The sequence below is a fragment of the Leeuwenhoekiella palythoae genome (genome assembly GCF_900130045.1).
Taxonomy (GTDB): domain Bacteria; phylum Bacteroidota; class Bacteroidia; order Flavobacteriales; family Flavobacteriaceae; genus Leeuwenhoekiella; species Leeuwenhoekiella palythoae.
This window is the reverse complement of record NZ_FQXT01000002.1, coordinates 126,622-139,711: the sequence shown is the minus strand read 5'-3', so window position 1 is coordinate 139,711 and position 13,090 is coordinate 126,622. Positions and strand designations below refer to the sequence as shown.

The following is a 13,090-nucleotide window of genomic DNA, read 5'->3' as shown; positions in this document are numbered from 1 at the left end:
AAAAGCACTGCTGTCTCATCTTTAAAAATAATCGTTACTTTGCGCTGTTATGTCAAAAAAGGTTTTACAGCTCGTTTCTGTTTCTATTTTACTGCTTTTTGTAGTACAATGTGCTAAGCGTGGTACTCCTACAGGAGGGCCCAAAGATGAAACACCACCGGTTTTGGTGCGTGCCGATCCTCCCAATTACACCACAAATTTTGACCGAAAAGAGATCAGAATCTATTTTGACGAGTATATCAAACTTAAGGATATAAGTAAAAACCTTATCGTTTCTCCTCCGATGGATCCTAAAGCGCAGGTGAGTCCGCAGGGGAGCGCATCGCGGTATATTGATATTCAGATCACAGATACGCTTACGCCAAATACTACCTATCAATTTAATTTTGGAGAAAGTGTTACAGACAATAATGAAGGTAATGCGTTTCCGTTTTTTAAATATGTTTTTTCTACCGGGGATTATATAGATTCTCTTAATGTAACCGGGGTTATCAGAGATGCGCTCTTGCAAAAACCAGATGAGTATGTGACCGTGATGCTTTATGAGGCCGACTCGACGTATTCTGATTCTATCGTTTATAAAGATGTGCCGCGCTACATTACTAACACTTTAGACAGCACTGTGGTTTTTGAACTTACCAATGTGAAAGAGGGGCGTTATAAGTTGGTAGCGATGAAGGACGATGCAAACAACTATACCTTTCAGCCAGATAAAGATAAAATCGCTTTTTATGATGGTTTTATTGAGGTGCCTACAGATAGCGTATATGTTTTGCGCTTGTTTAACGAGCAATTAAAAAGTGAAACCGGAAGACCAAAACAAGCATCAGCACAGCGCATTGCGTTTCCGTTTACCGGAAATCCAGATAGTATAGACATAAAATTAATCAGTGCTAAACCCGAAGGTTTTGAACGTCTGGTAACGCTTAAAAAAGGTCAAGATTCGTTACAATACTGGTACAAGCCTCAGGTGGAAACAGATTCGTTGATTTTTGAAACCTACGGAAACAAGCAGTTGCTAGATACGATGTACATCAGAAAGCGCGGTTTAAAGCCAGATTCGCTTCAGATTCAATCGGTGTCCAGCAGCTTGATCTTAGAAGAGCCTTATCTGTTCAACACAACCATCCCTGTAGTGGCGGTTGACACTTCAAAAATCAGAATCAGCCGAAAGGACTCAACACTGGTTGAAGCGTTTCAGGTGAAATTATTCCCCGAGAAATTGCAGATGTCGCTCAAATTTGAAACGGAAGAAAATGAATCGTACAGCATTCAAATGCTTCCGGAAGCGCTTACAGATTTCTACGAATCTAAGAACGATACGCTCAATTTTAGTGCTTCAACAAAAGCCTACGGCGATTATGGTGAGTATGATTTAACGTTGCAAGGCGCCGCAGACGTACAACACATTGTGCAATTAGTTACTGAAAAAGGTGATGTAAAACGTGAAATAATTGGAGTACCGGGCACCACAGTATTTCAGTTTAACCGCATTGAACCCGGAAAATACTATGCACGTGTGATCGTAGATCTTAACGAGAATGGTAAATACGATACCGGAAATTATTTGGAGCAAAAGCAACCGGAAGAAGTCTTATACTATCCAGATTTGCTGGATTTACGCTCGGGCTGGTATCCTAAAAATACTTTTATTCTAACTCAGGAATAAGCTGCACGTCACATTAAAATTTTGCTATTTCAATATGAATGCATCCTGATCGGCGAGAAAATTCAGTTGATTGCGGGTTTCTTCTAAATGGGCTTTGCTTAAGGTTGCATAAATAGTTTTTTCTTCCGCTTCCGCGAAAGCTAAAGTAGCGCCCAGACTGTCGTATATTCCGCTATAGCCGTTGTATTCATAATTGCCGCCATCAACGCCTACACGATTTACGCCTATACAGTAACTCATATTTTCTATTGCCCGTGCTTTAAGCAAAGTATCCCACGCAAAAACTCGTTTTTTAGGCCAATTGGCTACATAGAGCATCACATCATAATTAGATGTATTGCGCGCAAAAACAGGAAAACGTAAGTCATAACACACCTGCAATAAAAATTTAAAGCCTTTATAGGTAGCGATTACTGGTTTTTCGCCGCGTTTGTAAACCTTGTGTTCACCCGCAAGGGTAAAGGTGTGGCGTTTATCATATGTAGTGCTGGTGCCGTCAGGAGTAATAAAATAGAAGCGGTTGTAATAGTTGTCGTGTTCTTGAATCATCAAGCTTCCGGCAAGAGCGGCTTGTTTAGCTTTTGCAGTAGCTTTCATCCACGCAACCATAGCGCCGGTATCAGCAATGCCTTCAGGATTCATACTAAAACCTGTTGCAAACATTTCGGGTAGAACAATGAGGTCTACACCATCTATCTCGCTTATTTTTTGATCAAAATACGCACGATTAGTTTCCGGGTCCTCCCAAGCGAGATCCGCTTGAATTGCTGCTATTTTTAAGGTGTCTTGCATAACTTAAAAGTACAAAAAAGCTGATGAGGTTAGGGCAAAAAAATACCCGCTGCAATGCAGCGGGTATTGGAATCTTAAATATACTTATATATATCTTGGCTTATAGTACGCGTACTTGCGCAGCTACCATACCTTTTCTTCCTTCTTCTTCGATGTACTCAACTTGGTCACCTTCTTCTAACACTTCACCGTTAAGACCGGTTGCGTGTACAAAGATGTCCTTGCCTGTGTCATCGTTAGTAATGAATCCGTAACCTTTTGATTCATTGAAAAATTTAACTGTACCTTTCATTATAAAGTTGTAAAAAAATTAATATTGATACAAAGCTACGTGTTTAAACAACACAAAAGTTAACTTAAGGTAAATTTATTTTTACAAAAGTTATTGATTTTCAGAATTTTTGCGCGATTCTTTACTTTCATTGAAGTCTCTCATCTTCCTTATGTTATCTTCATCAAGCATATAATCTTTCACGTTGCGGTCTTTCCAACGGTGATATAAAAACATCGGCATCAAAATAAAGGCAACGGCCAAAATAGTTAGGCCTAAAAACCGATCACCCGTTAAGGTGTCTTCAGTAAAATATCTGAGATAAAAGCCGTAACCTAAGGTTAAACAAAGAATGCAAAAAAGTATGATAATCGCGTTGCGCATAGTACTTAGGGATAATTTATTTTTTACTGAAATGATATTCAAGACTTACACCTATTCCTAAGCTGCTGTTCTTTTCAGGAATGGGGCGTCGCCCGGTTTGCGTAAATGAAAGTTGATCAAAATCTTGACGTAAGTCTAAAGTCGTATAAACCAAGTATGCCGAAATTAAAAAACGCTGATCAAAGTCAAGATAACCTTCAAGACCTAACGCAAAATCAAAGTAATCCTGTTGGTTCTTATAATTAACTGATTCTTGCAGCTGCAATCGTGCGGGGTTATTTTCAGTTTTAAAATACGAACTGGTATACTTAAAGTTTCCAAAGCTATATTCGGGCCAAAAGAAGAGCCAAACGTCTTCAGGCTTTGAGAGCCTGATTTTAGTTCCTACGCTTACAAGATTACCTGTGTAATTGGTGCGTAGCTGTTCTTCTGTAGTTTCCGTAAAAACCGAAGCATCGTTTAGCGCCCCAATGTTATGCTTAAAAGCCAGTTTAGGAGCGATCCAAAAGTCTGAGAATAAAACAAAGCCTAGCTGAATATCATAAAATCCATTTTCTTTAAAACTCTTGTTTCTAAAGCCGTTGAGTTTGGCAAAAACTGACGGACTGATATCTTGAGCGTATGCCGAAAAACAAAAAACGCAGCATATAATGATAACGTACTTTTGTTTGAACATGGCTTACTTTCTTGAAAAGCTCACCAGCATACGTCTATAAGCGGTAAGGAGTTTTGATTTTGAAATGAAGCCGTGGTATTTTCCGTCTTTGATCACGGGTAAATTCCACGCGCCACTGTCCTGAAACTTGCGCATCACTTCTTTTGCAGGATCAGATTCTAGGTAAATATATTCAGGAGCGGCGTGCATTAAGCTGCCCACTTTTGTCGTGTCATACAGCGACGCATCAAACATAATTTCTCTGATATCATCAAGGGTGATTACGCCTACGAGTTCGTCTTCTTCGTTCACCACTGGAAATAAATTTCGGGTAGATTTAGCAACTGCACATTTTACCATTTCGCCTAAAGTCATATTCGGTTTAACCCGAATAAAATTAGACTCAATGATTTGATCAACATTGAGTAAGGTAAGCACCGCCTGATCTTTATCGTGTGTGATGAGTTCGCCTTTTACGGCAAGTTCCATCCCGTAAACCGAATGCGGCAAAAAGTATTTATTAATTCCATAGGCGATGGCCGCAGTGATCATCAGCGGAATAAAAAGCCCGTAACCGCCTGTAATCTCTGCAATAAGGAAAATTGCAGTAAGTGGTGCGTGAAGTACTCCCGCAAGTAAACCGGTCATTCCCACAAGTGTAAAGTTACTTTCTGAAATATGAACACCGTTAATGCCCAAGTTGTTGATGACTTTGGCAATGCAATTGCCCATCACGCTGCCCATAAAAAGAACTGGAGCAAAAATACCCCCTATTCCACCACCGGCAAAGGTTATGGCAGAAGCGATCACTTTAAAAAGCACTAGGCCTGCAAGCAGTGCGATTACCACCCAAATGTTTTCAAGATAATCACTAAAAAAAGTTTCACCCAGAGCACTTATCGTGTTGCCCTCAAGCAGCTGGTTGATAATGTCAAAACCTTCACCATACAACGGAGGAATAAAAAACAGAAGCACACCTAGCGAAGCGCCTGCAATGATGAGTCTGGTGGTAGCTGAGGTCCACCTGCTGTAGAACTTTTGAGTCGCAAAATAGGCTTTACTAAAATACACCGAAGTCAATCCTGCAACTACGCCCAGAACCATATAGTATGGAAAATCTGCTATAGTAAAGGCGTCCTTAAGCTCAAAAGGTAAAATAGTATCTGAACCAAAAAAGAAATAAGAGGTTAAGATCGCCGAAAGTGATGCCAAAAGTAACGGCATCAGCGATAACAAAGTAAGGTCTAGACTAAAGACTTCTACCGCAAATATGATCGCTGCAATGGGTGCCTTAAAAATACAAGACATAGCACCCGCTGCCGCACAGCCTAACAGTAAATTGCGGTGCGCTTGATCCATATGAAAGATGCGGGAGAGGTACGAACTAATTCCTGCACCGGTAACCACTGTGGGGCTCTCTAACCCTACAGATCCTCCAAAACCTACGGTGATCGGTGCGGTAATTAAAGAAGCGTAAACCTGATAATTGCGTAATAAACCTTTTCGCTTTGCGATAGCGCGCAGTGTCATAGGAACCCCGTGACTCAGCGGATTTCTAATGATAAATTTTACGATAAGTACCGTAAGAGCAAGACCTATAATCGGGAACAAAAAGTAAAACCCATACCTGTAATTCTCAACGAGCTTTCCTTCAAGAAGATTTTGAATTACGTGAGTAAAGTTCTTGATCAAAACAGCTCCCAGACCGGCAAGAAGCCCTGTGATCACACTTAAAAAATAGATAAATGTGGTCTTAGAAATATGCTTGTAGCGCCAGGCGTGAAAGCGATGTAAAAGAGGTTTTTTACCAGGCATTATCACTCGATTTATTGCCGCAAAAGTAAGGTGTATAAATCAAAATATAGTATAATTAGAAATTAATTATATAAAACAGAAAACCCCGCCAAAGAGGCAGGGTTTCAATATTTTAGCAAGCTTGCGTTACTGGCAATACTCGTTAAAAGCATCTACAAGATTATCTGCAATAAGTTCTGCAGGACGCCCTTCAATATGATGACGCTCTAACATATGTACTAATTCACCATCTTTAAATAATGCCATTGAAGGTGAAGAAGGAGGAAACGGCACCATAAAATTACGTGCAAGCTCTGTTGCTTCGCGATCAACACCGGCAAAAACAGTGTATAAATTATCTGGAGTTTTTGCATTTTGTAAAGCCATACGCGCTCCCGGTCTGGCATTTGCCGCTGCACAACCACATACTGAATTTACCACAACAAGCGTGGTTCCTTCTTTTTTCATAGCTGCCTGTACATCGTCTGTTGTATGTAATTCTGTGAAACCTACAGAAGTAAGGTCTTCACGCATAGGTTTTACTAATTCTGCTGGATACATAAGTTCTTTTTTAATTTTTGGTTTACAAAGATATAAAATAATAGTCGGGCATAAGTTGTAAACCCTACGTTGAGCATCTGCTTTTTTATTTGGGCGCATCTTTGCCTAGGGGCAAATTCAGGCTTTCGGCCGTCGCTGTTTGCAATGTTGCTCATTGCAAACGAGCTCCACAAGGCCTCAATCCTTTGCGCATACGTTTAAAGTCTATAGCGCATCTTGACCAAATACGTGACATACAATCCTATCACTGCGAGTAACAATTTGTCATATTTGCGACCTACCTGTAGCAAAGGCTTTATTTTTGCACGGGTTTATAAACACTGCCAAAAGGTATAAAACTCTGTCCCGATGATCATCGGGTTGGCTAGTAATTAAAAAGTAGGAGGGTTGTTTGCAACAAGCAGATAAACCAAAACCGAATAAAAAAGATTAAATGATACGATGGATAGGAGCCATCATAGGCTTTGCTTACCGAGGATTTCTAGGTGCGGTTGCAGGCTATGTGATTGGGATGCTCATAGATAATTTGTTTTTCAATAAAAGTGACAGTCAAGCTTCGGGCAGAAGTCGCTCGCCGTTTAGTGGTGGGCAGCAGACTGTAACTCCGGGAGATTTTGAGCTGAATTTACTTTCGCTTTGCTCTATAGTGATCAAAGCAGATGGGCAAGTGAGTCAGCGGGAGATGGATTATGTGCGCCAGTATTTTGTGCAAGCTTATGGTAAAGAGCGCGCCAATGCGACTTTCAGAACCTTTAATGAGGTGGTGAAAAAGCGTGAGGTAAATGCGCAGCGTATTTGTGCGTATTTGGTACAGCGTACACGTAGAGAAGTTCGATTACAAATTGTTCACTTTTTATTTGGGATCGCTCAGGCAGACGGAAACGTTTCTACCGCAGAGGTGAATAAAATCTCAAGTATTGCGGGGTATTTAGGATTAAGCCGCAATGAGTTTGAAGGACTTAAAGCGATGTTCTTTAAAAATTCTGATAGTGCGTATAAAATATTAGAGATTGATAAATCTGCAACAGATGCAGAAGTAAAGAAAGCTTATCGCGATATGGCAAAAAAATACCATCCAGATAAACTACAGCATATGGATGAAGCCTATCGCGCCGGAGCAGAAGAAAAGTTTAGAAATGTGCAGGACGCGTATGAAACCATTCAAAAAGAGCGCGGGATGTAGTATTTGCTAGAAGTTAATCCGTACAACTAAAAAGCCCTTTAATTATTGAAATTAAAGGGCTTTTTAGTTGTGCGTATAGTGTTTTGATTTTCAGATTTTTAAGTGTTATTTTTAATGTGAAGATTTTTATGGTGTAACTTTTTTGAAGGCCATACTTTTTAAAGTTTCTATACGTTACACTGTTGTTAATTAACGCTTTAATGCCCCCTCTGATGAACAAGTACTACCTACTTGTCTTAGTTTTTTTATTTACCTACCTAGACGGTTATACGCAGCAGGTAAGTGTTGATAGTCCGCGACCTGCGCAGGATTTGGTGAACACTCTTGTAGGTGATGCTTGCGCTGAGATCAGCAATATTGCTATTTCTTCAACTCAAGCCGCAGGATTATTCTCTAATAATGGCGGTCCGTTTCCATTGGCTAACGGTGTGGTTTTACGTACGGGTAATGCACAATTAAGCGGCGGGGCTTACACAGGAAATGAAGCTCAATTGAGCAGCGAACTCAACACCAACGGAGATGCCTATTTACAGAGCATCAACGATGCTACCGGTACAAGTGCACCTATTGAAGAAACGGCTTTTTTAGAATTTGATTTCGTACCGCTTTCTAGCGATTTTAGCTTTGATTTTATTTTTGCTTCTAATGAATATGGAGAATGGCAGTGTTCCTCACAGGATGTAGTGGCATTTATCCTTACTGATCTGAGCACCGGAACTTCACAAAACTTGGCACTCACACCTTCGGGAGAAGAGGTTTCCGTGCGCAATATTCGGGATGACCAGAATAATGCGAGCTGTAATTCAGTCAATCCGGGGCTTTTTGATTCGTATGAGGTGACCAATGCACAATCTACCATCAATATGCGTGGCTATACCCAAGTGCTTACGGCTTCTAGTACATTAACGCCGGGTACTTCCTATAATATTCGCATTGTGATAGGAGACTCTAATGATACCAACTTTGATTCGGCAATTTTTTTGGCCGGCGGAAGTTTCAATACCAGTGTTGATCTAGGCCCTGATCTGGTTTTATGCAGTGGAGATTCAACAACACTTTCTACAGGTTTAGACGCTACGGTCTATACGCATCAATGGTTTTTAAGCGGAAGTGCAATTCCCGGCGAAACCGGAAGTACGTTAACCGTTTCCAATAATGGTATGTACCGCGTAGAAGTTTCTAATAATGGCTGCGTGATCGCAGACGAAGTTGTGGTAAGTCCGCTTTCAATTACTGCTCCCGAAGATCTAATCGCTTGTTACAATAATGGAAATCCTTCAAGTTTCAATTTGACCCAAAACGATGCGAGTGCTTTGGGGCTGAGTAATGCCCAATTTGAGGTGGTGTATTATGCCAGCACAACAGCTTTAAGCACAAATCAACCTATTCCAGATTCTGAATTGAACGCGTTTCAGAGTGCCGGTCAGCGCATATTTATTCGTTTGCGTAATTTAAATACGGGTAACTTTTGTGGAGGCAGCTATTCTTTTATGCTCGAGCAACGCCCTGAAATTCGAGTTACTACTCCCAATCCTTTACAAGCCTGTGCACGGCCCGGAAATGACGTGGCAGTCGATTTGACGCAGCTTAATAACGAAATCTTAAATGGTCAAAATCCGGCACTTTTCAATATTACCTATTATGAAAATCAAGCCGATGCAGATGCGATGAGCAACGAAGTCTTTTCACCTTATGTGATTTCCGAAGGCACTACAACGCAAAACTTTGTGGCAAGGATTTCATTTGCAGACGAGGATGCCTGCTACGAGACGGTAGAGGTTACGGTTGAAGTTAATGATCTACCGCCGGTAGATCAATTGGCAGATGTGATCACGTGTAATGCATATGAATTGGAGCCTTTGACAAACGGAAATTACTTCTCAGGCTCCAACGGAAGAGGCACTCCGTATAACGCAGGAGATATTATTACAGAAGATATGGTCTTATTCATTTATACCGGTCCGGATGCTAACGGTTGTAGTAATGAGACCTCTTTCAGTATTACTTTTGTATCTGAATACGACTTGTCAGACCGGGAGTCTTGTGGTGCTTTTATCATTCCTTCAACCTTAGCCGGTGGTTTTTATACGGCAGCAGGTGGACCCGACGGGGGCGGAACACGCTTAAACCCAGGAGATGCGCTTACCACTTCACAAACCATTTATTTTTATTTTGAAGAAAATGGTGCGGTATGTCGTGATGAGGCTTTTAATATTACTGTTTATCCGCTTCCTCCTGTTGACGAGCCGGCAGATGTAGTGGCTTGTAATGACTATACCTTACCCGCATTAACTAATGGAAGTTACAACACCGAGCCCGATGGCACCGGTACTACTCTCAACGTGGGCGAGGTCATCACTACTACGCAAACCATCTATATCTTTAACGACGATACCAGGTGCACCAATTCTCACGAATGGCGGGTTTTTATCGTTCCTGAATTTGACAATCTGGATGCCTGTGGTTCTTATACCGTTCCCGAAGTAGAGGAGGGTGCGTTTTATACCGCGGCTGCGGGCGGAGGAAGTGTCATCCCAGAAGGGACGGTGTTTACCACCTCTCAACGTATCTATTATTATGTGAATACAACTACAGGATCTAACTGTACCACAAATGCATTTTTTGATGTCAACGTGATCGCGATTCCGCCGGTAGATACGTTGCCAGATCAATTGTTGTGCGAGGGCGAAACATACACCCTACCCACTTTAACCGATGGTGAATATTTTACTGAAACCGAACGCGGCGGCACGCAGCTTTTCGCCGGAGATGTGATCGATGAATCGCAAATTATTTATATCAATAATGAGGTAAGTGGTTGCCAGAATCAAACTCAATTTGAAGTTGAAATACGACCGTTACTTCCTGTAGATAATTTGACCTTCGTGTACAGTTGTGAACCGTATGTGCTTCCTGAATTAGAGAATGGACAATATTTTACGCAGCCTATGGGAGTGGGAGATCAGCTTTTTGCGGGAGAGGTCATTACCGCTACGCGTACGATTTATGTGTACAACGCGTATGATGATTTTACTTCTTGTTATAGTGAAAATACGTTTACGATAAATATTCTTGGGGTGGAGGTCGAGGAATTTAACGACACGGCGCAATGCGACAGCTACACGTTACCGGCACTGGCTGTAGGTGATTATTTTACTGAATCTGGCGGGCAGGGAACCCAACTGAACCCCGGAGATGTATTGACCACAACTCAGGAAGTTTTTGTTTACGCGCGTAATGGAACCCGCTTTTTCTGTGAAGATGAAAGCAGTTTTACAGTCACTATTTCGCAAACTCCGGTTTTGGTTCCGGAGCCCGATGTGGAGCAATGTGGTAGCTACATGCTTCCAGCCTTATCTCAAGCTACTTTTACACAAGGCTATTATTTGGGGCCAAATAAACAAGCTCCTATTGATCCTGCTGATTACGAACTGATGCCGGGTACCTATACGATTTACAAGTATGCCGAAGCCACTGATAATACTAACTGCTTTGCCGAAGATGTATTTGAAGTCACCGTTTATCCGCTTTTAAATTTTTCTGTGGAAGGAGGAACACTATGCCGCAATGCTACTACCGGAGCAGTAGAAAATCCTGTACTTCTCGATTCTGGTCTTGATGCTTCAGAGTTTTTGGTGAGTTGGTTTTTAGATGGGCAGTTAGCAGGGCAGGGCAGCACGTATACAGCTGTCGAAGCTGGTGTTTACAGCGTTTCTACCCAAAAATTGAATCCTGAAGTAGGAGCAGCCTGTAATTATAATCCCACTACAGTTGAGGTTTTTGAGTCGGCTGAACCTGTTTTTGATGTTGAAGTTTCTCAACCTTTTGAAAATGTCTCTGAAATTGCTGTTACGGTAACGGCCGGCTTTGGAGAATATGAATATCGTTTGGACGATCAAGCATTTCAAAACACGCCACGCTTTATAAATGTTTCTCCGGGCACGCATCTCATCACCGTACGCGGAGTTAACGGTACTTGTGGTGCTGCTTCGGTAGAGGTTCAAGTGATTGATTTTCCAAAGTATTTTACACCCAATAATGATGGTTATCACGACACCTGGAACATTACTTCACTTGAAGATTTCCCTGAAGCGCAGATCTTTATTTTTGATCGCTTCGGAAAGTTATTAAAAAGCTTATCGCCTCAAGGTCCCGGCTGGGACGGAACGTATCGCAATCAGAATATGCCGTCTGACGATTACTGGTTCAGGGTAGAATATACATTTGAAGATACTCCGGCAGTATTCAAATCACATTTTACACTTAAGAGATAGAAAGACTTGATTTGAGAGCTTTCGACCCTATGCATTTTCATAGACCTATCGTAAACCGAATTTTATCAGTAAGTTAGAAGGGTTGAAGATTAACCAAATTCAGAATACCTTTCTTATGAAAAATACAATTTTAGCGCTGCTTTTATTAGTAGTTGTCAATGCTTTTGCCCAAAACGCGGAAGAACGCAAGATCATTAAGGTTTTAGAGAAAGAGTCGGCTACTTGGCGCGCAGGCGATGTGGAAGGTCACGCAAGCTGCTGGGCGGTCAAACCCTATAGTCGAATTTTGATCTCTACGGGAGATGGGGAGGTGATTGATCTTGATCCTCAACTGATGATCAACCCACCCAAAGGTATGATGGGCAACGGAGGAACTTCGGTGAATTCAAATTATAAATTTCATATCAATGGGAATGAGGCTTGGGTGAGTCACGACGAGCAATCAACATCAGCAGATGGTAGTGTGAGTAAAACCATTGAAATACGAATGCTCGAAAAAATCAATGGCAGTTGGAAGCTTACCGGGCAGTCTATTCACGTAAAAAAGGATAGAACTAATTTGACCGCTATTGATGCTATCAGGCTGAGTGATCCCTATATTTTAGCAGATGAAGCGACCCAAACCTATTATTTGACCGGCACCGGCGGTAAAATGTGGAAAAGCAAAGATCTGGCATATTGGGAAGGTCCGTTTGATGTTGTAGAAACCGATCCCAATTCGTGGATGGGGCCTAAACCTATAATCTGGGCGGCAGAATTACATCAATACAAAGACAGGTATTATGATTTTGCGACCTTCACTAACAGGGCGGTGAAGATCGATACCGTTGACGGAAATATCATCGAGCGACGTGCAAGTCATATTTTGGTTAGCGACACTCCAGATGGACCGTACAAACCTATGGAGGACGACATTTATCTACCGGCAGATATGCCAACCTTAGATGGAACTTTTTGGGTAGATGAAGACGGTAAACCGTATATGGTGTATTGTTACGAATGGTTGCAAAATGGCAACGGAACCATAGAAAAAATTGAACTGAAACCCGATCTAAGCGGTTCGGTGGGTGAAGCCGAATTGTTATTTAAAGCGAGTGATTCTCCCTGGTCTCGCGAAAAAGATAAAGATGGAAATGACAAACCCAACAAAGTTACTGATGGTCCATTCCTATTTAAAACCGAAACCGGAAAACTCGGAATGTTATGGACCAGCTGGATCTATGACGAGTATGTGCAAGGCGTTGCCTATTCTGAAAGTGGCACGTTAAACGGACCCTGGATTCAGGAAGAAAAACCAATCACGCCACGCAATTATGGTCACGGTATGTTATTTAAAACTTTTGATGGTAAAATACTTATGGCAGCGCACAGTCACGCGGTGGTAAATGGTAACTATCACAGAGTTCCGCATTTGTTTGAGGTAGATCTTTCAGGAGATAAACTCAAGGTTGTTGCGCCGTATACACCTTGATAGTAGGATTTTTAATGAATGTTTAGTTGTACATTT

10 protein-coding genes are annotated in these 13,090 nt (G+C 41.5%); 4 read left to right on the top strand and 6 right to left on the bottom strand.

Features of this window, described 5'->3' with window-relative positions; translation table 11 throughout:
* Window positions 1–49 precede the first annotated feature (49 nt).
* Window positions 50–1,669 (top strand): Ig-like domain-containing domain, encoded by a 1,620-nt coding sequence (locus BUA96_RS04120; RefSeq protein WP_072980729.1) that lies wholly within the window; start codon window positions 50–52, stop codon window positions 1,667–1,669.
* A gap of 24 nt (window positions 1,670–1,693) precedes the next feature.
* Here BUA96_RS04120 and BUA96_RS04115 read toward each other — a convergent pair whose 3' ends face one another.
* The 6 genes from BUA96_RS04115 to BUA96_RS04090 all read right to left on the bottom strand — a co-directional run bounded on the left by BUA96_RS04115 (window position 1,694) and on the right by BUA96_RS04090 (window position 6,126).
* Complete coding sequence (locus BUA96_RS04115) at window positions 1,694–2,461, bottom strand: amidohydrolase (protein WP_072980727.1); 768 nt, start codon at window positions 2,459–2,461, stop codon at window positions 1,694–1,696.
* Window positions 2,462–2,561: 100 nt separating this feature from the next.
* Window positions 2,562–2,753 carry a cold-shock protein gene (locus BUA96_RS04110; protein WP_009781881.1) on the bottom strand — a complete coding sequence of 64 codons (192 nt, stop codon included), beginning with the start codon at window positions 2,751–2,753 and terminating at the stop codon, window positions 2,562–2,564.
* Window positions 2,754–2,843: 90 nt separating this feature from the next.
* Window positions 2,844–3,116 carry a hypothetical protein gene (locus BUA96_RS04105; protein ID WP_072980725.1) on the bottom strand — a complete coding sequence of 91 codons (273 nt, stop codon included), beginning with the start codon at window positions 3,114–3,116 and terminating at the stop codon, window positions 2,844–2,846.
* Between the two features lie 16 nt (window positions 3,117–3,132).
* A complete protein-coding gene (locus tag BUA96_RS04100; protein WP_072980723.1) occupies window positions 3,133–3,792 on the bottom strand; it encodes a hypothetical protein in 660 nt (219 codons plus the stop codon).
* Window positions 3,793–3,795: 3 nt separating this feature from the next.
* Window positions 3,796–5,586: a chloride channel protein gene (locus tag BUA96_RS04095; protein WP_072980721.1), complete on the bottom strand. Its 1,791-nt coding sequence runs from the start codon at window positions 5,584–5,586 to the stop codon at window positions 3,796–3,798.
* Between the two features lie 126 nt (window positions 5,587–5,712).
* Window positions 5,713–6,126 (bottom strand): BrxA/BrxB family bacilliredoxin, encoded by a 414-nt coding sequence (locus BUA96_RS04090; RefSeq protein WP_072980718.1) that lies wholly within the window; start codon window positions 6,124–6,126, stop codon window positions 5,713–5,715.
* A gap of 433 nt (window positions 6,127–6,559) precedes the next feature.
* Between BUA96_RS04090 and BUA96_RS04085 the strand changes: the two genes are divergently transcribed.
* The 3 genes from BUA96_RS04085 to BUA96_RS04075 all read left to right on the top strand — a co-directional run bounded on the left by BUA96_RS04085 (window position 6,560) and on the right by BUA96_RS04075 (window position 13,054).
* Window positions 6,560–7,309 (top strand): TerB family tellurite resistance protein, encoded by a 750-nt coding sequence (locus tag BUA96_RS04085; protein WP_072980716.1) that lies wholly within the window; start codon window positions 6,560–6,562, stop codon window positions 7,307–7,309.
* A gap of 212 nt (window positions 7,310–7,521) precedes the next feature.
* Complete coding sequence (locus BUA96_RS04080) at window positions 7,522–11,583, top strand: T9SS type B sorting domain-containing protein (RefSeq protein ID WP_072980714.1); 4,062 nt, start codon at window positions 7,522–7,524, stop codon at window positions 11,581–11,583.
* Between the two features lie 115 nt (window positions 11,584–11,698).
* Window positions 11,699–13,054, top strand: coding sequence for a glycoside hydrolase family 43 protein (locus BUA96_RS04075; RefSeq protein ID WP_233430606.1), 1,356 nt, complete (start codon window positions 11,699–11,701; stop codon window positions 13,052–13,054).
* The last annotated feature ends 36 nt before the right edge of the window (window positions 13,055–13,090 follow it).